At 65.2% G+C, this 21,467-nt stretch carries 18 protein-coding genes and 2 tRNA genes; 14 read left to right on the plus strand and 6 right to left on the minus strand.

What is annotated here, in order from left to right; translation table 11 throughout:
- A partial coding sequence (locus tag ACFSCT_RS04260) for a Hint domain-containing protein (RefSeq protein WP_379140378.1) occupies positions 1–1,945 on the plus strand: 1,945 nt, incomplete at its 5' end.
- A 434-nt stretch (positions 1,946–2,379) separates the two neighbouring features.
- Here ACFSCT_RS04260 and ACFSCT_RS04265 read toward each other — a convergent pair.
- The 5 genes from ACFSCT_RS04265 to ACFSCT_RS04285 all read right to left on the minus strand — a co-directional run bounded on the left by ACFSCT_RS04265 (position 2,380) and on the right by ACFSCT_RS04285 (position 4,489).
- Positions 2,380–2,889 (minus strand): hypothetical protein, encoded by a 510-nt coding sequence (locus tag ACFSCT_RS04265; RefSeq protein ID WP_379140380.1) that lies wholly within the window; start codon positions 2,887–2,889, stop codon positions 2,380–2,382.
- On the minus strand, positions 2,886–3,119 hold the full coding sequence (locus ACFSCT_RS04270) for a hypothetical protein (protein WP_379140381.1): 234 nt from the start codon (positions 3,117–3,119) through the stop codon (positions 2,886–2,888). The genes ACFSCT_RS04265 and ACFSCT_RS04270 overlap by 4 nt, the downstream gene beginning before the upstream one ends.
- Positions 3,120–3,482: 363 nt before the next feature.
- Positions 3,483–3,572 (minus strand) — tRNA-Ser (locus ACFSCT_RS04275).
- Between the two features lie 61 nt (positions 3,573–3,633).
- Entirely contained in the window at positions 3,634–4,308 is a 675-nt protein-coding gene (gene phaR / locus ACFSCT_RS04280; protein WP_379140383.1) for a polyhydroxyalkanoate synthesis repressor PhaR, read from the minus strand.
- A 105-nt stretch (positions 4,309–4,413) separates the two neighbouring features.
- Positions 4,414–4,489, minus strand: a tRNA-Val gene (locus ACFSCT_RS04285).
- Positions 4,490–4,652: 163 nt separating this feature from the next.
- Here ACFSCT_RS04285 and ACFSCT_RS04290 point away from each other — a divergent pair.
- The 11 genes from ACFSCT_RS04290 to ACFSCT_RS04340 all read left to right on the plus strand — a co-directional run bounded on the left by ACFSCT_RS04290 (position 4,653) and on the right by ACFSCT_RS04340 (position 17,843).
- A complete protein-coding gene (locus tag ACFSCT_RS04290) occupies positions 4,653–8,249 on the plus strand; it encodes a hydantoinase B/oxoprolinase family protein (protein ID WP_379140385.1) in 3,597 nt (1,198 codons plus the stop codon).
- Between the two features lie 271 nt (positions 8,250–8,520).
- On the plus strand, positions 8,521–9,681 hold the full coding sequence (locus ACFSCT_RS04295; RefSeq protein WP_379140387.1) for an isovaleryl-CoA dehydrogenase: 1,161 nt from the start codon (positions 8,521–8,523) through the stop codon (positions 9,679–9,681).
- Between the two features lie 35 nt (positions 9,682–9,716).
- Positions 9,717–10,235: a lysozyme inhibitor LprI family protein gene (locus ACFSCT_RS04300; RefSeq protein ID WP_379140389.1), complete on the plus strand. Its 519-nt coding sequence runs from the start codon at positions 9,717–9,719 to the stop codon at positions 10,233–10,235.
- Positions 10,235–10,738 (plus strand): lysozyme inhibitor LprI family protein, encoded by a 504-nt coding sequence (locus ACFSCT_RS04305; RefSeq protein ID WP_379140391.1) that lies wholly within the window; start codon positions 10,235–10,237, stop codon positions 10,736–10,738. The genes ACFSCT_RS04300 and ACFSCT_RS04305 overlap by 1 nt, the downstream gene beginning before the upstream one ends.
- A 36-nt stretch (positions 10,739–10,774) precedes the next feature.
- Positions 10,775–12,379, plus strand: a complete 1,605-nt coding sequence (locus ACFSCT_RS04310) for a carboxyl transferase domain-containing protein (protein ID WP_379140393.1) — start codon at positions 10,775–10,777, stop codon at positions 12,377–12,379.
- Positions 12,380–12,444: 65 nt separating this feature from the next.
- Entirely contained in the window at positions 12,445–13,110 is a 666-nt protein-coding gene (locus ACFSCT_RS04315) for an ankyrin repeat domain-containing protein (RefSeq protein ID WP_379140395.1), read from the plus strand.
- A complete protein-coding gene (locus tag ACFSCT_RS04320; protein WP_379140396.1) occupies positions 13,107–13,538 on the plus strand; it encodes a hypothetical protein in 432 nt (143 codons plus the stop codon). Before ACFSCT_RS04315 ends, ACFSCT_RS04320 begins: the two co-directional genes overlap by 4 nt.
- Positions 13,539–13,639: 101 nt before the next feature.
- Positions 13,640–15,574, plus strand: a complete 1,935-nt coding sequence (locus ACFSCT_RS04325) for an ATP-binding protein (protein ID WP_379140398.1) — start codon at positions 13,640–13,642, stop codon at positions 15,572–15,574.
- Positions 15,571–16,224 (plus strand): glutathione S-transferase family protein, encoded by a 654-nt coding sequence (locus ACFSCT_RS04330; RefSeq protein WP_379140400.1) that lies wholly within the window; start codon positions 15,571–15,573, stop codon positions 16,222–16,224. Before ACFSCT_RS04325 ends, ACFSCT_RS04330 begins: the two co-directional genes overlap by 4 nt.
- Positions 16,217–17,071 (plus strand): hydroxymethylglutaryl-CoA lyase, encoded by an 855-nt coding sequence (locus ACFSCT_RS04335; RefSeq protein WP_379140403.1) that lies wholly within the window; start codon positions 16,217–16,219, stop codon positions 17,069–17,071. The genes ACFSCT_RS04330 and ACFSCT_RS04335 overlap by 8 nt, the downstream gene beginning before the upstream one ends.
- A complete protein-coding gene (locus tag ACFSCT_RS04340) occupies positions 17,064–17,843 on the plus strand; it encodes a crotonase/enoyl-CoA hydratase family protein (protein WP_379140405.1) in 780 nt (259 codons plus the stop codon). Before ACFSCT_RS04335 ends, ACFSCT_RS04340 begins: the two co-directional genes overlap by 8 nt.
- Positions 17,844–18,330: 487 nt before the next feature.
- Here ACFSCT_RS04340 and ACFSCT_RS04345 read toward each other — a convergent pair whose 3' ends face one another.
- Positions 18,331–19,830 (minus strand): CoA-acylating methylmalonate-semialdehyde dehydrogenase, encoded by a 1,500-nt coding sequence (locus ACFSCT_RS04345; protein WP_379140407.1) that lies wholly within the window; start codon positions 19,828–19,830, stop codon positions 18,331–18,333.
- Positions 19,831–19,936: 106 nt separating this feature from the next.
- Here ACFSCT_RS04345 and ACFSCT_RS04350 point away from each other — a divergent pair, with 106 nt between their 5' ends.
- Both ACFSCT_RS04350 and ACFSCT_RS04355 read left to right on the plus strand, forming a co-directional pair.
- Positions 19,937–20,845: a LysR family transcriptional regulator gene (locus ACFSCT_RS04350; RefSeq protein WP_379140409.1), complete on the plus strand. Its 909-nt coding sequence runs from the start codon at positions 19,937–19,939 to the stop codon at positions 20,843–20,845.
- A 170-nt stretch (positions 20,846–21,015) separates the two neighbouring features.
- Positions 21,016–21,462 (plus strand): CBS domain-containing protein, encoded by a 447-nt coding sequence (locus ACFSCT_RS04355; RefSeq protein WP_379140411.1) that lies wholly within the window; start codon positions 21,016–21,018, stop codon positions 21,460–21,462.
- Positions 21,463–21,467: the final 5 nt, after the last annotated feature.

Genomic DNA, 21,467 nt, shown 5'->3' on the forward strand with positions numbered 1-21,467 from the left:
CCATGCCCCTACCGTCGAACGCCTCCCGCGTCATACCCCGACCGCCGCATTGCTGCAATTTTTAGAGGCGCCCTATGGTGACGACGTTGCCGGTACGGATACGGTTGGCGGCGCGGATTCGATTGATGGCGGCGCTGGCAATGACAGCATCATCGCGGGCATCGGCAACGATACCGTCACCGGCGGTGCCGGGGGCGACACGATCCTGGGCGGCGCGGGCAACGACACCATCTATGGGGATGATGCTGCGGGCACGGATACGCTTGGCGGCGCGGATTCGATTGATGGCGGTGACGGCGATGACAGCGTCGTCGCGGGTGTCGGCAATGATACCGTTACGGGCGGTGCCGGGAACGACGTCATTCTGGGCGGGGCCGGGGCGGACTCGCTTTTGGGCGGCGCGGGCGACGACAGGGTGGACGGCGGGGCGGATGGCGACATCATCCGCGGCGATGCCGGCAACGACAGCATCGCCGGCGGCACCGGCAATGATACCATCTTCGCCGGCGACGGGTCCGACACCGTCGACGGCGGCGCCGACAATGACCTGATCTACGGTTATGGCGACTCGATCGGCGGCACCGACGACGGCGCGGCGGATTCGCTGACCGGCGGTTTGGGCAGTGACACGATCTTCGGTGGCGGCGGCAACGACACCATCTATGGCGATGACCTTGCCGGCACGGACGCCGCCGGCGGCGCGGATTCGATTGATGGCGGCGACGGCAATGACAGCATCGTCGCGGGTGCCGGCAACGATACCGTCACCGGCGGTGCGGGTGCGGACAACATTCTGGGCGGGGCCGGGGCGGATTCGATCTCGGGCGGCGCCGACAATGACCGCATAGACGGCGGCGACGGCAATGACGTGCTGAATGGCGACGCCGGAAACGACATCCTTTTGGGGGGCGCCGGGGACGACACCATGTCCGGTGGCGTCGGCAATGACTCGCTGGATGGTGGCGCGGGCGTCGACAACCTGACCGGAGGCGAGGGGTTCGATACCTTCGCCGCCGGCAACGGCGACACGATCACCGACTTCAACACCGGCAATGGTCAGGACTATAACGACGGCGTCCAGAACAATAACGATTTCGTCGATCTCAGCAGTTATTATAACAACGATAACCTTGCGATCATCAACGCGGCGCGGATGGCTGCGAACCTGAAGCCCTATACGACGGCGCTTGGCTGGCTGCGGGCCGATCAGGCCGATGGTGTGCTGGACGACATCAATACGAAGAACGGCTTCGCGTCGAACTTCACCATGACGATCAAAAGCGGCACCGCCGCCACCAAGCCCGACGATCTGACCTATGACAACACCAACGTGCCATGCTTCGCGGCCGAGACGCTGATCGAAACCGAAACCGGCTTTTCGCAGGCAGGTGATCTTGCGGTCGGCGATCTTGTCCGGACGCGTGACTGCGGGATGCAGGCGATCCGCTGGATCGGCAAGCGCCGGCTGGACAGACAATCGCTGGCGGCGCATCCAAACCTGCAACCGATCCGCATCCGCAAGGACGCCTTGGGCGCGGGCGTTCCTGCGACGGATCTTGTCGTCTCGCCGCAGCACCGGATCCTCGTCCGCTCGAAAATCGCGGCACGGATGTTCGGCGCCATGGAGGTTCTGGTCGCCGCCAAGCATCTGACGGCGATCGAGGGGATCGACGTCGCGGATGATCTGACCAGCGTGACCTATGTCCATCTGCTGTTCGATCAGCATCAGATTGTGTATTCCAACGGAGCCGAGACGGAGTCGCTGTTTACCGGGACCGAGGCGCTGAAATCGGTCGGCCCGGCTGCCCGCGCCGAGATCTTCGCGCTGTTCCCGGAACTGGAAAGCGGCATCGGTCTGCCGCCGGCGCGCGAGCTGGTGGCCGGCGGAAAGGGCCGCAAACTTGCCGGCCGCCATCATTCCAAGGGCCGCCCGCTGGTTTTCTGAACCGGGTGGTTGTGGCGCACTGTGGTGTGGTGATCACAGTGCGGCATAGCGGCCTTGTTGTTGGCTGTAACGGACGGATTGCCGCTGTGCCCTGCTGCTATGTGGAACGCAGGGAACGTACCGTCGCTGGAAGGGGTTGATCAGATAGCGCATTTTCCCCGCCCCGGCGCGGTCGGAAACCGTTCTGGATGTGCACGGTATAAATCGCTGAAACGTTCTCGACACACCGGTTTGGGGGTTGCGGTCAAACGATGCGCAACTCTGCGGACGGTTGCCTGATCAGCAGGGTGGCGACGCCTCGCAGCGGACTAAGCGCGATACGCTGCAGTAGACTTCCGGTCAGTTGACGGGTGGCGCGTAATCTTCACAACCGACCCCCCGCACGGCATGAAGGCAGAGGGTAACGACACACCACATTCATCCGGCCGGAGGGCTTAGCTGCGACCAAAGTCCTTCTGCTTGAAATCGGTTTCTCCGCGATAGCCGTACAGCTTCGATACCTTCTTAAATTCGTCCACAGGGAACCCTTTCCACGCATAGTTGCGAAGATTCCGGCCGGTCTTGATATCTTGGACGTAGAACGACAGATCTGCGGGTTTCTCTGGAAAATTTACGGTCTTATGCAGCGAAGGGACCCAGCGATAACTCTCAGTCGGATATGTTCGTTCTGTTCCCAGAAGCGTGGAGACCGAGATTCTGTCCGGCGAGAAAGCATAGCGATTTACGGAGATATAGTCCCGACGGAACGCCACGAATGTGATCAGCGCCAGAACAAGCGTCGCTGCATAGAACCAGAAGCCAGAGGCGTCCCAGTCGACCGCGAAACGATAGGCATAGTTGAACACCAGCGAGGTCAAGCCGACCGCTATAACCAACTGCCCAAACTGTGAAAAAAACCATTTCGCGGGTTCTTTCACAGAAACGATAATATCTGACCTGTTCATGCCTGCGCCTCCTTCATCGCCACGCCCGGCCCGGCGGCGACCTTTCCGTCTTCGAAAAACTGATTGCCTGGGGCTTCGAGGGTCAGCCTTGCAAGCTGCGCCGTCGCGGCTTTCCCTTCGCCCTGGTCCGGCTTGTTGAGCGGGTTCCCGTGCAACCCCGTCATTTCAGCAAGCTGTGGGTTGGTCAGGCCGAGAAACGCCTTTGCCGCTTTGAACCGTTCTGCGTTCATAACTCATTCACATACTTTAAGCACAAATTTTGTATTAACGGCATATGCTATCATCATACGAGAGGGAAGCCCGCCATGTTCAACCGCTCGGAAATCACGAAGGCCGCATGGGCGGGCAGGCCTTTCTGGACGTGATGTGCCCGCCGCGGCGGCAATTGGTCCATCCGATCTGATCCCAATGCCTCGAACGTGCGGGGGCAGTAGGAGGCCTGTTGCTCTCCCTTTCCTGAAAAATTCCGGGACAACCGTCCGTAACGTTCCCGCCTTGTCCACGTCTTTTCCTTTTAGGTAAGGAAGAATTGGGGGGCGCTTTCAGCCATTGGCTAAATAATACAGAAATATCAATGTTTTGAAGCGGGGAAGTGGCGGACGGTGAGGGATTCGAACCCTCGAGACGGTTCCCCGCCTACACACTTTCCAGGCGTGCGCCTTCGACCACTCGGCCAACCGTCCGTCCGGGCGATTTAGCCGGTCGGGCTGGGGGTGGCAAGGGCGGATGCGCCGATGTTCGCCGCTAAAGCTGCGAAATCTTTTTCTGAAGCGCGGCAAGCTCGCGCCGGATGGCGCCGAGTTTTTCGTCGTCCTCATCGGCCGGGTCCGCAGCCGGGGTTTCGGCGGCGGCGGCGCGGTTTTTGGCGGATCTGGCGGCTTTGGGCGGCGGTGGCGCAGTCTCGGGGGCGGGGTCGGGCGCCGGATCAGGCATCGGGGCGTCGTCATCGTCGAATTCCGGCCCGCTACTGCCGGCGCGGGCCCAGCCGCCCATCATCGCTTTCAGAAACCGCTGCTGTTGTTTCTGCAACTGCTCGAACCCCGGCATCGACGACATCGGGTTGGGGAAGGTCGACATGTTTTCCATCATCTTCGACTGCCCCTCGCGCAGCATCTCGAAGCTGGCGGCCAGAAACTGCGGCACCACGCTTTGCGCGCTGGTGGTATAGCTGCGCACCAGATCGGTCAGCACATCGACCGGAAGCACATTCTCGCCCCGACCCTCATGCTCGGCGATGATCTGAAGCAGATATTGCCGGGTCAGGTCGTCGCCCGATTTAAGATCGACGATCCTGACCTCGCGCCCCGCGCGAATGAACCCGGCGATGTCATCAAGCGTCACATAATCGCTGGTTTCGGTGTTATAGAGCCGCCGGCTGGCATAGCGCTTGATCAGCAGCGACGTTTGCGGGTCTGGCATGTGTTTCAATGACCTTCGGTAAAGCTATGGTTCCACAACGGAACGGCCGTCGCCTCATGATGGGAAAAGCGCCACGAAAACTCAAGGAAAACATGTCGCGTGCAATGGTGGGTGGTGAGGGGCTCGAACCCCCGACATCCTCGGTGTAAACGAGACGCTCTACCAACTGAGCTAACCACCCGGCGCGTGGCTTATGCCCGCTTGCGCGCGCCGGGGCAAGGGGGTTTGGCGGGGCTTGGCGACGCGGGTGCGGGCGTCGTGACGGGCGGCGGTTGCGTGGTTGACGGGGTGCCCGCAATTTGACAACCAATCCTGACGACAGGTGGGGAAAACCGGGGGACCTTATGACCAGTGGCAGCGATTCTAGGGTCTGGGATTTCTGGATCGACCGGGGCGGCACCTTCACCGATGTGGTGGGGCGCGACCCGGACGGCGGGCTTCATGCCCTGAAACTTCTGTCGGAAAACCCCGAATCCTATCCCGATGCGGCGATCGAAGGGATCGGGCGTCTGCTGGGCGGGCTGGATCCGGCGCGGATCGGCACCGTCCGGATGGGGACCACGGTCGCGACGAACGCGCTGCTGGAGCGTAAGGGCGACCGGACGGCGTTGATCATCAATCGCGGCTTCCGGGATGCCCTGCGTCTGGCCTATCAGGCACGGCCGGATATTTTCGCCAAGGAAATCATACTTCCCGACCAGCTTTATGAGAAAGTGATTGAGGTGACCGGGCGCCTGTTCGCCGACGGGACCGAAGAAACGCCGCTGGATCTGGACCCGCTGCGGCCCGAACTGGAAAGGTTGCGGGCCGAGGGCATCGACTCGGTCGCCATCGTGCTGATGCATGCATGGATCAACCCCGCGCATGAAATCGCGGTTGCGGCTCTTGCGCGGGAAATGGGCTTTCAGCAGGTTTCGGTCAGTCATCAGGTCAGCCCGCTGGTCAAGCTGGTCGGGCGTGGCGACACCACCGTGGTCGACGCCTATCTGTCGCCGATCCTGCGCCGTTATGTAGCGCGCGTGTCCAAGGCACTTGGGGCGACGCCGGCGAGTCAGCCGGGGCCGACGTTGCAATTCATGATGAGCAGCGGCGGGCTGACCGCGGCCGAGCAGTTTCAGGGCAAGGACGCGATCCTGTCCGGGCCGGCGGGTGGGGTCGTCGGCATGGTCCAGACCGCCGCCGAGGCGGGTTTCGACCGGGTCATCGGCTTTGACATGGGCGGGACCAGCACCGATGTCGCCCATTCGGCCGGCGCCTATGAGCGCGCCTTTGATACCGAGGTCGCGGGCGTGCGGATCCGCGCGCCGATGATGCGCATCCATACCGTCGCGGCGGGCGGCGGCTCGATTCTGCATGCCGAGCCGGGGCGGTTCCGGGTCGGCCCCGACAGCGCCGGCGCCGATCCGGGGCCGGCCTGCTATCGCCGGGGCGGGCCGCTGACCGTGACCGATGCGAATGTGATGCTGGGCAAGCTGAACCCCGAGCTGTTCCCGGCGATCTTCGGCCCCGGGCAGGATCAGCCGCTGGACGCCGAGGTCGTGCGCCGCAAATTCTCCGACATCGCGGCGGGCATCGGCAAGACGCCCGAGGAGGTCGCCGAGGGCTTCATCCGCATCGCCGTCGACAACATGGCCAATGCGGTCAAGCGGATCAGCGTCCAGCGTGGCTATGACGTGACCAATTACCTGCTGAACAGCTTTGGCGGTGCCGGTGGTCAGCATGCCTGTCTGGTGGCCGATGCGCTTGGCATGGAGGCGGTGCTGGTGCACCCGCTGTCCGGCCTTCTGTCGGCCTATGGCATCGGGCTGGCCCGGGTCTCGGCCAGCCGGCAGCAGGGGCTGGTGATCGACCTTTCCGAAACCGACCGGATCGAACAGGCGCTGGCGGCGCTGCGCGATCAGGTCACCGGGGATCTGGCCGGGCAGGGCGTGCGGGACCACGATTTCACCCCGCGCCTGCATCTGCGCTATGACGGCACCGACAATGCGCTGCCGATCGAGTGGTCGGGCGATGCGGCGGCGGCGCGCAACGGTTTTGAACAGGCGCATCGCGCCCAGTTCGGCTTCATCAGCCCCGAACGCGCCGTGATCGTCGAGGCGGCCGAGGTCGAAGGGGCCGAACGTCGCGACGATTCCCCGGCCGCTGCCGGCGCCCGGACGGCGGAAAACCTGCGCGAGCCGGGCCGCACGGTGCCGATGTATGCGGGTGGCGAAATGCGGGACGCGGCGGTCTGGCTGCGCGAGGATCTTGCCCCCGGTGACGCGGTCCGCGGCCCGGCGCTGGTCGTCGAGGCGAACCAGACCATCGTGGTCGAACCGGGCTGGACCGCGACGCTGACCGCGCAGGGCACTATCCTGATGCGGCGGCACGAGGCCGCGCAGCGCAGCCTTGCCGCCGGCACCAGCGCCGATCCGATCCTGCTGGAAGTGTTCAACAACCTGTTCATGAACATCGCCGAGCAGATGGGGCTGGCGCTGCAAAACACCGCGCAATCGGTGAACATCAAGGAACGGCTCGATTTCTCTTGTGCGGTGTTTGATGCGACCGGGGCGCTGGTCGCGAACGCGCCGCATATGCCGGTGCATCTGGGGTCGATGGATCGCAGCGTCGAGGCGATCATCCGCCAGAACCCGAACCCGCGTCCCGGCGACGTATTCGCGCTGAACGCACCCTATAACGGCGGCACGCATCTGCCTGACATCACCGTGGTGTCGCCGGTGTTTCTGGATGGCCGGATCATCTTCTGGGTTGCCTCGCGCGGGCACCACGCCGATGTGGGGGGAACCGCCCCCGGCAGCATGACGCCCCTTGCCACCACCGTGGACGAGGAAGGCGTGCTGATCGACAATTTCCTGATGGTCGAGCAGGGCCGTTTCCGCGAGGAAGCCACTTACCGGCTGTTGACCGAACATAAATGGCCGGCGCGCAACCCGGCCCAGAACATCGCCGACCTGAAGGCTCAGGTGGCCGCAAACGAACGCGGCGCGGCCGAGCTGCGCCGGATGGTCGATGATTTCGGGCTGGATGTGGTCACCGCCTATATGGGCCATGTGCAGGACAATGCCGCCGAAGAGGTCGCGCGCCTGATCGGCCGGCTGTCGGATGCCGAATATGAATATCCGACCGATACGGGTCAGGTGATCCGGGTGAAGATCACCGTCGACCGCGACGCACGCGAGGCGACGGTCGATTTCACCGGCACCTCGGACGCCATCGCCAACAACTTCAACGCGCCCGAGCCGGTGACGCGGGCGGCGGTGCTGTACTGTTTCCGGGTCATGGTCGAAAGCCCGATCCCGATGAACGCCGGCTGCCTGCGCCCGATCCGGATCATCGTGCCCAAGGGCTCGATGCTGGCGCCCGAATACCCCCGCGCCGTCGTCGCCGGCAATGTCGAGACCAGCCAGCACGTGACCAACGCCATTTTTGGCGCAATGGGGGCCATCGCCAACAGCCAGGGCACGATGAACAACCTGACCTTCGGCAACGACACCTATCAGTATTACGAGACGATCTGCTCGGGCAGCCCGGCCGGGGTGATGAACGACGGCCGGGTTTTCGACGGAACCGGCGGCGTCCATGTCCACATGACCAACAGCCGCCTGACCGACCCCGAGGTGCTGGAGATGCGTTTTCCCGTGTTGCTCGAGGAATTCAGCCTGCGCCCCGGCTCTGGCGGCAAGGGTGCGGGCACCGCCGGCGACGGCACGCTGCGCCGCATCCGCTTTCGCGCGCCGATGGAAATGGCGATCCTGTCGAGCCACCGGACATTGCCGCCGCGCGGCGTGGCTGGCGGCGGCGACGGCCAGCCCGGCGAGACGGCGGTTCTGCGGCAGGACGGCAGCCGCGAGATTCTGCCGGCCTGTGCGCAGACGGCACTCGAGGCCGGCGAGGTGGTGGAACTGCGCACCCCGACCTCGGGCGGCTGGGGGCGGGGCTGACCGCCCAGCCACCGCCCAGCCACCGCCCAGTCACCGGCCAGTCACCGGCCATCCCTCCCCAACCGTGTCCCTTTCGGCTTTCCGCCCGCGACCGGCCGGTGGTCATATTCCCCCATTGCCGCGCGCTGCCGTGGCCCGACATAACGCCATGCGTCCGCGCTGGACTTTCGGGCCGGACGTGGCAGGGTGGTGACAGGACAGGTTCCGGCTTGACCGCCCAACGGCGCGCCGGTAAATGAACGCCTGTTCAATAACCCCGGGGAGGGCCGTCATGTTCACGAAAGCCATGGAATTCGATCTGGGCGAGGATGTGAACGCCCTGCGCGATATGGTGCATCGCTGGGCGCAGGACCGCATCAAGCCGATCGCGGCCGAGGTGGACCGCTCGAACAATTTCCCCGCCGAGCTTTGGCCCGAGATGGGCGCGCTGGGTCTCTTGGGCATTACCGTCCCCGAGGAGCTGGGCGGCAGCGGCATGGGCTATCTGGCCCATACCGTCGCGGTTGAGGAAATCGCCCGTGCCAGCGCCAGCGTCAGCCTGTCTTATGGCGCGCATTCAAACCTTTGCGTGAACCAGTTGAAGCTGAATGGCAGCCCCGAGCAGAAGGCGAAATACCTGCCCAAGCTGTGCAGCGGCGAACATGTCGGCGCGCTGGCCATGTCCGAAGAGGGCGCGGGCAGCGACGTGGTGTCGATGAAGCTGCGGGCCGAGAAGCGCAACGGCTATTACGTGCTTAACGGCAACAAATACTGGATCACCAACGGCCCCGACGCCGATACGCTGGTCGTCTATGCCAAGACCGACCCCGAGGCCGGCAGCAAGGGCATCACCGCCTTCATCGTCGAGCGCGGCTTCAAGGGCTTCTCGACCAGCCCGCATTTCGACAAGCTGGGCATGCGCGGCTCGAACACCGGCGAGCTGATCTTTGAAAACTGCGAAGTGCCGTTTGAAAACGTGCTGGGCGCCGAGGGCAAGGGCGTGCGCGTTCTCATGTCCGGACTTGATTACGAGCGGCTGGTCCTGTCGGGCATCGGCACCGGCATCATGGCCGCCTGCCTTGACGAGGTGATGCCCTATGTCCGCGACCGCAGGCAATTCGGCCAGCCGATCGGGAATTTCCAGCTTATGCAGGGCAAGATCGCCGATATGTATGTCGCGCTGAACACCGCCCGCGCCTATGTCTATGAGGTCGCGAAGGCCTGCGACGCGGGTCGGGTGACGCGCCAGGACGCCGCCGGCGCGGTGCTTTACGCCAGCGAACAGGCGATGGTGCAGGCGCATCAGGCCGTGCAGGCCTTGGGCGGCGCGGGCTTTCTGAACGACAGCGCCGTCAGCCGGCTGTTCCGCGACGCCAAGCTGATGGAGATCGGCGCCGGCACCTCGGAAATCCGCCGCATGCTGATCGGACGCGAGTTGATGGGGCTGGTGTGATAAAGGGTTTGAACGGAGTTTTTGGAATGAATTGGTTGAGCGGAATTCTCGTGGTGTCGCTGCTGGCCCTTGGCGCGACGACGGCAAGCGCGCAGGAATCGGCGGCGGAACCGAAATTCGATAGCGCGATCCTTGATGAATGTCTGGATGCGCGCCGGGACGGGGACGGCGATCCGTTCGCCTGCATCGGCCGAGCCGCCAATCGCTGCATGGAGACGCCCGAGGGCGGCACCACGGTCGGAACGTCCTATTGCCTCAAGCAGGAACTGGATCGCTGGGACCTGATGCTGAATGAGGCCTACGGCGCCGCGCTGACCGAGGCCGAGGCCACGGATGCCGAGATGAAGGAACTCGGCTCGGCCGCCCCGCAGCAGGCGCCGCTGCTGCGCGACATGCAGCGGAAATGGATCGCTTTCCGGGATGTCGCCTGCGCCTATGAAGAAAGCAAATGGGGTGGTGGCAGCGGCGGCGGTCCGGCCAGCGTTCAATGCGCCATGAAGCTGACCGCCCAGCAATATCTGAATCTGATCGGCGACCAGACGGAGGAGCCCTGATGCCGCGCTTGCACCCCGCTCATCTGGCCGCGATCCTGTTCGCAGCATCTCCTGTCGCCGCGATCGGCGGTGACGCATCGGGCGTCGATCCGCAGGCGCTCGCGCAATGCATCAGCAACGCCGACAGCGATGGTGCGCGGCTGGATTGCGCCGGGACCGCGCAACCGGCCTGCATAGCCTATGCCAAGTCCCGGTACCCCGAAATGAACCCGGTGGATATGCAATTGAATTGCCTCGACGCGGAATGGCAATATTGGGAAACCGAGCTGACCCGGGTCTATACGGAATTGCTCGCGACCGAAGAGGCGCGCGGGGCCGACCGCGCGGCGGCATTGCGGCGGATGGAACGCGACTGGATCAGCTTTCGCGATGCCCGTTGCGCCTATGACAAGGTGACCAACGGGCGCGGCACCGGCGGCGCGGTCGCCGAGCCGCAATGCAAGCTGAACGAAACCGCGCGGCAGGTCATTCTGCTGATGTCCTATCAGCGCGACCGGACCTAGGCGGCGACAAAGCTGACGAACCATGGGATTGCCGAGATGAAGCTGAACTCACAGGCCCTGACCAGTTCCGACGCCTTCCGCGCCAATCGCGCCGCGCATCTGGACCTGCTGGCGACCGCCCGCGCCGCCGCCGATGCGGTGCTGGCAGGCGGCGGTGAAAAGGCGATGGAGCGTCACACCGCGCGCGGCAAGATGCCGCCGCGCGAACGGGTGGCGAACCTGCTCGATCCCGGCTCGCCCTTCCTCGAAATCGGGGCGACGGCGGCTTACGGCATGTATGACGGCGATGCGCCGGGTGCGGGGATCATCGCGGGCGTCGGCCGCGTGCATGGTCAGGACGTGATGGTCGTGGCCAATGATGCGACCGTCAAGGGCGGCACCTATTACCCGATGACGGTGAAAAAGCACCTGCGCGCGCAGGAGATCGCCGAACAGTGCAACCTGCCCTGCATCTATCTGGTCGATTCGGGCGGGGCGAACCTGCCCAATCAGGACGAGGTTTTCCCTGACCGCGAGCATTTCGGCCGCATCTTCTTCAATCAGGCCAATATGTCGGCGAAGGGCATTCCGCAGATCGCGGTGGTGATGGGGTCCAGCACGGCGGGCGGGGCCTACGTTCCGGCCATGTCCGATGTTTCGATCATCGTGCGGGGTCAGGGCACGATCTTTCTGGCCGGGCCGCCCCTGGTGCGGGCGGCGACGGGCGAGGTGGTCAGCTCCGAAGACCTCGGCGGCGGCGATGTGCACACGCGCCTGTCGGGCGTGGCCGATTATCTGGCCGAGGATGACGCCCATGCGCTGGCTTTGGCGCGGCGCGCCGTCCAGCAGCTGAACCGCCGCCTGCCGCAGACCGTGGTCTGGCAGTCGCCCGAGGCCCCGGCCTATGACCCCGAGGAAATTCTAGGCGTGGTGCCGGGCGATCTGCGCACGCCTTACGACATCCGCGAGGTGATCGCGCGGACCGTCGACGGCTCGCGTTTCGACGAGTTCAAGGCGCGTTACGGCGAGACGCTGGTGACCGGTTTTGCCCATATCGAGGGCTGCCCGGTCGGCATCGTCGCCAATAACGGCGTGCTGTTTTCGGAAAGCGCGATCAAGGGGGCGCATTTCATCGAGCTTTGCAGTCAGCGCAATATCCCGCTGATTTTCCTGCAGAATATCACCGGCTTCATGGTCGGCCGGAAATACGAGAACGAAGGCATCGCGCGCCACGGCGCCAAGATGGTGACGGCGGTGGCGACGACGCAGGTGCCGAAGATCACCATGCTGGTCGGCGGTTCGTTCGGCGCCGGCAACTATGGCATGGCCGGGCGCGCCTATTCGCCCCGCTTCCTGTGGACCTGGCCGAACAGCCGGATCAGCGTCATGGGCGGCGAGCAGGCGGCGGGCGTGTTGGCCACCGTGCGCCGCGACGGGATCGAGCGCAAGGGCGGCACCTGGTCCGCCGAGGAGGAGGCCGAATTCAAGCGCCCCACGATCGAGATGTTCGAGCGTCAGTCGCATCCGCTTTACGCCTCGGCCCGGCTTTGGGACGACGGCATCGTCGACCCGAGGAAAACCCGCGACGTGCTGGCCCTGTCGTTAAGGGCGGCGCTGAACGCACCGATCCAGCCGACGCGCTTCGGCGTGTTCCGGATGTAAAGGGGGGCGATGATGGCTGCCTCCGGCGGGGATATTTGTACAAGGAAGAAAGGCGGGTTAGCGGCATGAAATGGCTTGCGCGGCATTTTCTGACACCTGCGCTGATGGCCGCCGGCATGGCGGGTGGCCCTGCGGCAGCCGATGGCGGCGGCTTGCTGCGCGCCGCCGCGAATGGCGATGCGGCCGCGATCCGCGCCGAGATCGCCGCCGGCACCCCGGTCGATACCCGTAACACCAAGGGCGAAACCGCGCTGCTTCTGGCGACCCATGCCAATCACGTCGAAGCCGCCCGCACCCTGATCGAGGCCGGCGCCGATGTGAACGCCAAGGACGGCATTCAGGATTCGCCCTATCTTTATGCCGGCGCGCGCGGCCATCTGGAGATCCTGCGCCTGACGCTGGAAAACGGCGCCGATCTGAAAAGCACAAATCGCTATGGCGGCACGGCGCTGATCCCGGCCTCGGAACGCGGCCATGTCGAGACGGTGGCGACGCTGATCGCGGCCGGGGTCGATGTGAACCATGTCAACAATCTCGGCTGGACCGCGCTGATGGAGGCGGTGATCCTTGCCGATGGCGGAGCGCGCCACCAGCAGATCGTGCGCCTTCTGCTCGATGGCGGGGCCGATCCGAATATTCCCGATTTCGACGGGGTGACCCCCCTTCAGCACGCCACGCGGTTGGGGTTCGCCGAGATCGCCGGACTGCTAAAGGCCGGGGGCGGGCGATGAACCCGTCCGGCGGCATCATCGAGGAGGAATGGGTCGATACCGGCCCGGAATTCGCGCTGAGCCATCCGCTGTCGCAAAGCCTTGGCGGCATTTGGTGGATCATCGCATGGTGCGTGCTTACCGTTCTCGCCTCCGCCTATTTTCTGGCCATTATCGTTCTGGACATTCTTCTGTTCGGCAACCTGAATTGGCTCTCTCTCCTGTTGCTGCCGCTGAACCTGCTAACACTCATTGTCGGACTTGCCGCTATTCCCTGCCTGTTTCTGCGCAATCCGATGGCGTCGGCTCTGGTGTGGATCGTCCTTGTCCTGACCCTGATGGTGCCGCTGATGTTCTACTGGAATTCCGGCACGCGCCCCAACCTGATCTATCGCCACCGCTTTTCCCGCCTCATGCGTGCCGATCCCGCCGAAGGGAACGCGGCATGACCACCTGCCAGCCGCCCGCCTGTATCTTCCTTGTCTAAATATCCCGCGGGGTCCGGGGGCGCGCAGCCCCCGGCCGCACCCTCCGACCCAAGGGCCTGCTCATGTTCGAAAAAATCCTGATCGCGAACCGGGGCGAAATCGCCGCCCGCGTCATCGACACCTGCCGGCGCATGGGCGTGGCGACCGTCGCCGTCTATTCCGAGGCCGATGCCGCCTCGCGTCATGTCGCCATGGCGGACGAGGCCGTGCTGATCGGCGGTCCGGCGCCGCGCGACAGCTATCTGCGCGGCGACGCGATCATTCAGGCGGCGCTCGACACCGGCGCGCAGGCGATCCATCCGGGCTATGGCTTTCTGTCGGAAAACCCCGATTTCGTCGATGCGGTGACCGATGCCGGGCTGGTCTTTATCGGACCCACCGCCGATGCGATCCGCAAAATGGGTCTCAAGGACGCGGCGAAAGCCCTGATGGAACAGGCGGGCGTGCCGGTGGTGCCCGGCTATCACGGCGCCGATCAGGACCCCGCCCATCTTGCCAGACAGGCCGAGCGCATCGGTTATCCGGTCCTGATCAAGGCGGTGGCGGGCGGTGGCGGCAAGGGCATGCGGCTGGTCGAACGGCCGCAGGATTTTCAGGATGCGCTGGCCAGCGCGCAGGGCGAGGCGCAGACCGCTTTCGGCAACCCCGCCGTGCTGATCGAGAAATACATCCAGCAGCCCCGCCACATCGAGGTGCAGGTCTTCGGCGACGGCACCCGCGCGGTGCATCTGTTCGAGCGCGACTGCTCGCTGCAACGGCGCCACCAGAAGGTCATCGAAGAGGCGCCGGCCCCCGGCATGACCCCCGAGATGCGCAAGGTCATGGGCGCCGCCGCAGTCCGCGCCGCCGAGGCGATCCGCTATCGCGGCGCCGGCACGATCGAATTCATCGTCGACGGCTCGGACGGTCTGCGGCCGGACCGGTTCTGGTTCATGGAGATGAACACCCGCCTTCAGGTCGAACATCCGGTTACCGAGCTGATCACCGGCGTCGATCTGGTCGAATGGCAGCTGCGGGTCGCAAGCGGTGAGTTCCTGCCCAAGCGGCAGGAGGATCTGCACATCAACGGCCACGCTTTCGAGGCGCGGCTTTACGCCGAGGACGTGCCGGCGGGCTTTCTGCCGGCGACCGGGCAGCTTGCGCATCTGGCTTTCCCGGAAACCGCCCGGATCGAAACCGGCGTCCGGCCCGGCGATACGATCAGCCCGTGGTATGATCCGATGATCGCCAAGATCGTCACCCATGGCGCCACCCGCGCCATCGCGCTGCGGGCGCTGGAATCGGCGCTGGTCGACACCGAGGTCGCGGGCACGACCACCAATCTTGAATTCCTGATCGCCCTGACCCGTCACCCCGGTTTCCGCAAGGGGCAGGTCGATACCGGCCTGATCGGCCGCGATCTGGAGACGCTGACGGCGGCGGCGGCGCCCGATCCGCGCGCGCGGGCGCTTGCCGTGCTGGGGCTGGCGGGGCTTGACGATCCGAATGTACGGGGCGGGATCACGCTGTGGCAGCCCTTGCGCCGCACCGTCGCGTGGCAAGGTGGGCAGGCCGTGGTCGAGGTGCTGGGCCCGGGTGCGGCGCGGGTCACGCTGGACGATTCCAGCCACGACATCCTGTGGCGCGGCGACCGCTGGTGGGTCGATGGCAGCCCGCGGCGTTCGCGGATCATCAACCATGCCGCCGGCACCTCGGTTTTTGGCGGGCGCAGCCTGACACTGGTTCCTGCCGATCCGCTCGACCGGGCCGGCGCCGAGACCGGCGGCGGGTTGACGCTGTCGCCGATGCCGGGGCTGGTCAAGGCGATCTTCGTCGCGGCGGGCGATCAGGTGGCGGCGGGCGACCGGCTGGCGGTGCTCGAGGCGATGAAGATGGAACACACCCTGACCGCCGCCCGCGACGGCACCGTGGCCGAGGTGCTGGCCAGCGCCGGCGATCAGGTCGAGGCCGGCGCGCCCCTGATCCGTCTGGCCGAGGACGAGGAGACCGCCGCATGATCCGCCTGCATCATATCCCCGGCTCACGCTCGATCCGGGTGCTGTGGCTTTTGGAAGAGCTGAACCTGCCCGCCGACATCCGCATCTGGTCGCTGACCGACGGCAGTCTGCGCAGCCCCGAGTTTCTGGCGATGTCGCCGGCCGGTCGCGTGCCTGCGCTTGAAATCGACGGCCGTACGATCTTTGAATCGGGCGCGATCATCCAGTACCTGACCGAGCGTGAAGGCAAGCTGGCCCCGAAACCGGGCGCATCGGATCGGGCCGATTTTCTGGAATGGATCAGCTTTGCCGAAACCCAGGCCTATCAGTTTCAGGCGCTGAATATTCAGCATATCTTCCTGCGCCCGCCCGAGGCCCGCTCGATCCCGCTGATGCGGCTTGACACCAAGCGGCTGGCGCTGACCGCCGATGCGCTGGAACGCCATCTGAGCCATCAGGACTATCTGCTCGCCAGCGGATTTTCCGCCGCCGACTGCATGATGGGCTTCAATATGGGCGCGACCTTCCGCTATCTCCGGCGCGAGAGATACCCGGCCCTTGCGGCTTATGCAGCACGGACCCAGGCGCGCCCGGCATGGCAGCGCGCGCTGTCGATCGGTGGCGACGGCGACATTTACGAAAAAGATTTCTACGAGATCCCAGATGGCTGAACATATCGAGATATTCGAGATGGGGCCCCGCGACGGGCTTCAGAATGAAAAGCGGCTGATCCCGGCGGCGGAAAAGATCGCGCTGGTCGATCTGTTGTCCACGGCCGGGTTCCGGCGCATCGAGGTCACCAGTTTCGTTTCGCCGAAATGGGTGCCGCAGATGGCCGACGCGGCCGAGGTCATGGCCGGGATCACCCGTGCGCCCGGCGTCCGGTACGCGGTGCTGACGCCGAACATGAAGGGTTATGACGCCGCGCGCGCGGCCGCGGCCGACGAGGTCGCGATCTTCGCCAGCGCCTCGGAAGGGTTCAGCCGGGCCAATCTGAACGCCTCGATCGCCGAAAGTCTGGAACGGTTCGCGCCTGTGGCGCAGGCGGCGGCGCGGGACGCGGTGCCGGTGCGCGGCTATGTCAGCGTGGTGACGGATTGCCCCTTCGACGGCCCGACCCCTCCCGAAAACGTGGCCCGTGTCGCGGCGGCGCTGCGCGACATGGGCTGTTATGAGATCAGCCTTGGCGACACCATCGGGCAAGGCACGCCCGAGACGGTCGACGCGATGCTGTCGGCGGTGTTGGACGAGGTTCCGGCGACCCGGCTTGCCGGCCATTTCCACGACACCGCCGGCCGGGCGCTGATGAATATCGACGCGAGCATCGCCCGGGGGGTGCGGGTATTCGACGCGGCAGTCGGCGGGCTTGGCGGCTGCCCCTATGCGCCCGGCGCCAAAGGCAATGTCGCGACCGAGCGGGTGGCCGAATATCTGGCCGGGCAGGGGTTCGATACCGGCCTTGACATGGGCATCGTCGCCCGGGCGGCCGATATGGCACGGGGGATGCGCAATGTTTGACACGGTTCGGATCGAGGTCGATCCGCGCGGCGTCGCGACCCTGTGGCTGGCGCGCGCCGATAAGCACAATGCGCTGTCCGCACAGATGTTGCGCGATCTGACCGCCGCCGCCGGCCAGCTTGCGGCCGATCCGGCGGTGCGGGTCGTGGTTCTGGCGGCCGAGGGCAAAACCTTCTGCGCCGGCGGCGATCTGGGCTGGATGCAGGAACAGATGAACGCCGATACCGCGACCCGGCGTGCGGCTGCGACCGAGCTTGCGATGATGCTGAAGGCGCTCAACGATCTGCCCAAGCCGCTGATCGGACGCATTCACGCCAATGCCTTCGGCGGCGGTCTCGGGTTGATGTCGGTCTGCGACGTGGCCATTGGCGCCCGGACCGCGCGCTTTGGCCTGACCGAGACCCGGCTTGGCCTGATCCCGGCCACCATCGGCCCCTATGTGCTGGCCCGCATGGGCGAGGGCAAGGCGCGGCGGGTGTTCATGTCCGCGCGGCTTTTCGATGCCGATGAGGCCGTGGCGCTGAACCTGCTCGCCCGCGTCACCGAGCCGCAGGATCTGGATGCCGCGGTCGAGGCCGAGGTCGCGCCATACTTGCAATGCGCGCCGGGTGCGGTCGCGGCGGCCAAGGCGCTGGCGCGCGCGCTTGGCCCGCGCATCGACGATGAGACTATCGCCGACAGCATCGACGCGCTGATCGGCGTCTGGAACGGCGATGAGGCGCCCGAAGGTGTCTCGGCCTTCTTTGAAAAGCGAAAGCCGCGCTGGGGCTGAGCCGATACCGCCCTCCGCCACCGCTCCGGCCGGTCGCGGAGTCGGGATAGATCCGGCCAGACCAAGCCGCGTTGAGCGTGCTGCTGACCGCCGTGTTCAATCTCGGGCGGCGGCAATCCGCTGTCTTACGGTTTGCGGTAACGCGCCGCTGCATCAGCCGTGTCCCAATATCGCTGCGCCGAACCTTGGGCAGCAGACAGATGGCAAGGGTTTCGCCGTCCACGGCACAGGTCGGATCGCGCGCCGGGCCAGCCGATGATCGGCCGCGAACCGGCGCAGGTGACGCTCATGCTGTTGATCAGCGGACAGCCCGTTCAGAAACACAGCTGGCAGCAAACCCCGCAAAAGCATGCTGCCACGATTTCACAACGATTGCGCCGATTTGCGCCAAGTCGCCCTGTTCGGCGCGTCTGATCGCGATGCGGTGGATCCAACCGCGCCCAGCCGAAAGCGAAAGGGCGCGGCATGAACCGCGCCCGTTGTCCGATCAGTCGAAAGCCTTGAAGTTGAACTCGCCGCCTTCCTTGATCCCCGAGGGCCAGCGCGAGGTGATCGTCTTGGTCCGGGTGTAGAAGCGGAAGGCGTCCGGGCCATGCTGGTTCAGGTCGCCGAAGCCGGATTTCTTCCAGCCGCCGAAGGTGTGATAGGCAAGCGGCACCGGGATCGGCACGTTGATCCCGATCATGCCGATGTTGATCCGGTTGGCGAAATCGCGCGCGGTGTCGCCGTCACGGGTAAAGATCGCGGTGCCGTTGCCATATTCATGGTCCATGGCCAGACCGATCGCCTCTTCATAGGAGCCGGCGCGGACGGTGGACAGAACCGGGCCGAAGATCTCGGTCTTGTAAATGTCCATGTCAGGCGTCACCCGGTCGAACAGGTGCGGACCGACGAAGAACCCGTCCTCATAGCCCTGAAGCGTAAAGTCGCGGCCGTCGACGACAAGCTCGGCGCCCTGATCAATCCCGGTCTGGACCAGACGCGCGATATTTTCTTTCGCGGCCTTGGTGACGACCGGGCCGTAATCCACGTCGTTGCCGGCGGTATAGGGGCCGACCTTCAGCTTTTCGATGCGCGGCACCAGCCGTTCGATCAGCGCGTCGGCGGTTTTCTCGCCCACCGGCACCGCCACGGAAATCGCCATGCAGCGTTCGCCCGCCGCGCCGAAGCCGGCGCCGACCAGCGCGTCCGCCGCCTGATCCAGATCGGCGTCGGGCATGATGATCATGTGGTTCTTGGCGCCGCCGAAACATTGCGCGCGCTTGCCGGTTTTCGCGGCTTCTTCATAGATATATTGCGCGATCGGGGTCGAGCCGACGAAGCCCACCGCCTGAATGACATCGCTGTGCAAAAGCGCATCGACCGCGCCCTTGTCGCCGTTGATGACCTGCAACACGCCATCGGGAAGCCCGGCTTCTTTCCACAGCGCCGCCAGCATCAGCGGCACCGAGGGGTCGCGCTCGCTTGGTTTCAGGATCATCGCATTGCCCGAGGCAAGCGCCGGGCCCATCTTCCACAGCGGGATCATCGCCGGAAAGTTGAAGGGGGTGATGCCCGCGACCACGCCCAGCGGCTGGCGCATCGAATACATGTCGATGCCGGTCCCGGCCGAGTCGGTGAACTCGCCCTTCAGCAGATGCGGCGCGCCGATGCAGAATTCGATCACTTCCAGACCGCGCTGGATGTCGCCTTTCGCGTCGGGAAAGGTCTTGCCATGCTCGCTGGACAGGACCTCGGCCATCTTGTCCATGTCGCGGTTGATCAGATCGACCATTTTCATCATCACCCGGGCGCGGCGCTGCGGGTTGGTGGCGCCCCAGCCCTTCTGGGCCTTGGCCGCGCTGTCGATCGCGGCCTTGATCTCGGCGTCGCTGGCAAGGGCCACCTGGGCCTGAACTTCGCCAGTGGCCGGGTTGAACACATCCGCCGTGCGCCCCGAGGTGCCGGCGACTTCCTTGCCGTCGATCCAATGTCCGATTTGCTTCATGGTAGCCTCCAATCCTTAGCTTGACGCCGATCATAGTCTTGCGGAAATGCGGTGAACAGGCAAAGGTTGGCAAATCCATTTTGCGTTTTTGCAAAGGTTGGCGATCTTGGACTGGGACGATCTGCGGGTGTTTCTGGCGGTCGCGCGCGACGAAAGCCTGTCGGCGGCGGGGCGGCGGCTGGGCATGGATGCGTCGACCGCCGGGCGCCGGGTCGCGCGGCTGGAGCGTGAGCTGGGCAGCGAGCTTTTCGCCAAGACGCCGCAGGGTTACGCGCTGACCAAGGACGGCGCCCGGCTGGTTATTCACGCCGAGGCGGCCGAGCGGGCGGCGACCGGCGCGGCCGAGGCTCTGACCGGGCCGGGGGGCCTGACCGGGCAATTGCGGATCGGCGCGCCGGACGGGTGCGCGAACTATCTTTTGCCGCAGGTCGCGGCGGCGCTTTGCGACGCGCATCCGGGGCTTGAGGTGCAGATCATCGCCCTGCCGCGCATCTTCAACCTGACCAAGCGCGAGGCTGATCTGGCGATCGCGGTCTCGCCCCCTTCGGGCGGCCGGCAGACGGTGCAGAAGCTCAGCGATTACCGCCTGTCGCTTGCCGCATCCGAGGATTACCTGACCCGGCATCCGCCGATCCGCAGCCGCGCCGATCTGCGCAGGCACCGCATGATCGGCTATATCGCCGACATGATTTTCGACAGCGAGCTGGACTATCTGGCCGAAACCGGGGTCAGCGGTGCGGCGCTGACCTCGAACTCGGTGGCGGTGCAGATGCAGGCGATCCGCGCCGGCGCCGGGGTGGGGATCGTCCATGACTTCGCCATTCCCGCGGCGACCGGGGTGCGGCGGATCCTGCCCGACGAGGTTGCGTTAAGCCGCGCCTTCTGGCTGATCCGGCATATCGACGACCGCCATTCCGACCGGCTGACCCGGCTGGCCAATGAGCTTGCCGATGGCGTCCGGCAAGAAGTCGCCCGATTAGAGCGACTTGCGGCGAAAGCCGACTGGCCCGGCTGACGGTCCGGAATGGCCGGCGCGGCCCGGTTTTGCGGGTTTTCGCCGCGACGATGGCGCGCGAACGCGCAGGAATCTGCATAAACCGATGCCACGGGTCGCAAACGCCTGAACAGGCTTGACGATCATTTCCGTGCCGCGCAACTTTGGGGGTAATAGCCAGGGAGGCGGAAATGCTCGTCAGTCAGATTCTTGTCATGAAACCAGCGGTCAGCCCCGACCAGTTGGTGACCATCACGCCCGAGACGACGGTGGGCGAGGCGACGCGGGTTCTGGCCGAAAAGCGCATCGGCGCGGTTGTCGTCAGCGATGCGGCGGGCAAGCTGACCGGGATCCTGTCCGAACGCGACATCGTGCGAGAGCTGGGACGGCACGGCCCGGAAGTGCTGGACAAGCCGGTGGGCGAGCTGATGACCAAGGGCGTGCATACCTGCCACAGCGCCGATGACGCGCTGGTCGTGCTGGACCGCATGACGCAAGGCCGTTTTCGTCACCTGCCGGTGGTGGATGACAGCGGGCAGATGATCGGCATCGTCTCGATCGGCGATGCGGTATCGGCGCGGCTGAAGGAACTCGCGGCCGAAAAGGAAGCCCTGACCGGCATGATCATGGGCAACTGACCGAT

Source organism: Paracoccus pacificus (assembly GCF_042680785.1).
In the GTDB taxonomy this organism is placed as follows: Bacteria; Pseudomonadota; Alphaproteobacteria; order Rhodobacterales; family Rhodobacteraceae; genus Paracoccus; species Paracoccus pacificus.

Bases quoted from the DNA above. Each gene is read 5' to 3' on its own strand.
- ACFSCT_RS04310 (WP_379140393.1), top strand. From the start codon at position 10,775: ATGAAGCTGAACTCACAGGCCCTGACCAGTTCCGACGCCTTCCGCGCC.
- ACFSCT_RS04295 (WP_379140387.1), top strand. From the start codon at position 8,521: ATGTTCACGAAAGCCATGGAATTCGATCTGGGCGAGGATGTGAACGCC.
- ACFSCT_RS04325 (WP_379140398.1), top strand. From the start codon at position 13,640: ATGTTCGAAAAAATCCTGATCGCGAACCGGGGCGAAATCGCCGCCCGC.
- ACFSCT_RS04335 (WP_379140403.1), top strand. From the start codon at position 16,217: ATGGCTGAACATATCGAGATATTCGAGATGGGGCCCCGCGACGGGCTT.
- ACFSCT_RS04345 (WP_379140407.1), bottom strand. From the start codon at position 19,830: ATGAAGCAAATCGGACATTGGATCGACGGCAAGGAAGTCGCCGGCACC.
- ACFSCT_RS04330 (WP_379140400.1), top strand. From the start codon at position 15,571: ATGATCCGCCTGCATCATATCCCCGGCTCACGCTCGATCCGGGTGCTG.
- ACFSCT_RS04270 (WP_379140381.1), bottom strand. From the start codon at position 3,119: ATGAACGCAGAACGGTTCAAAGCGGCAAAGGCGTTTCTCGGCCTGACC.
- ACFSCT_RS04305 (WP_379140391.1), top strand. From the start codon at position 10,235: ATGCCGCGCTTGCACCCCGCTCATCTGGCCGCGATCCTGTTCGCAGCA.
- phaR (WP_379140383.1), bottom strand. From the start codon at position 4,308: ATGCCAGACCCGCAAACGTCGCTGCTGATCAAGCGCTATGCCAGCCGG.
- ACFSCT_RS04355 (WP_379140411.1), top strand. From the start codon at position 21,016: ATGCTCGTCAGTCAGATTCTTGTCATGAAACCAGCGGTCAGCCCCGAC.
- ACFSCT_RS04320 (WP_379140396.1), top strand. From the start codon at position 13,107: ATGAACCCGTCCGGCGGCATCATCGAGGAGGAATGGGTCGATACCGGC.
- ACFSCT_RS04315 (WP_379140395.1), top strand. From the start codon at position 12,445: ATGAAATGGCTTGCGCGGCATTTTCTGACACCTGCGCTGATGGCCGCC.
- ACFSCT_RS04340 (WP_379140405.1), top strand. From the start codon at position 17,064: ATGTTTGACACGGTTCGGATCGAGGTCGATCCGCGCGGCGTCGCGACC.
- ACFSCT_RS04265 (WP_379140380.1), bottom strand. From the start codon at position 2,889: ATGAACAGGTCAGATATTATCGTTTCTGTGAAAGAACCCGCGAAATGG.
- ACFSCT_RS04290 (WP_379140385.1), top strand. From the start codon at position 4,653: ATGACCAGTGGCAGCGATTCTAGGGTCTGGGATTTCTGGATCGACCGG.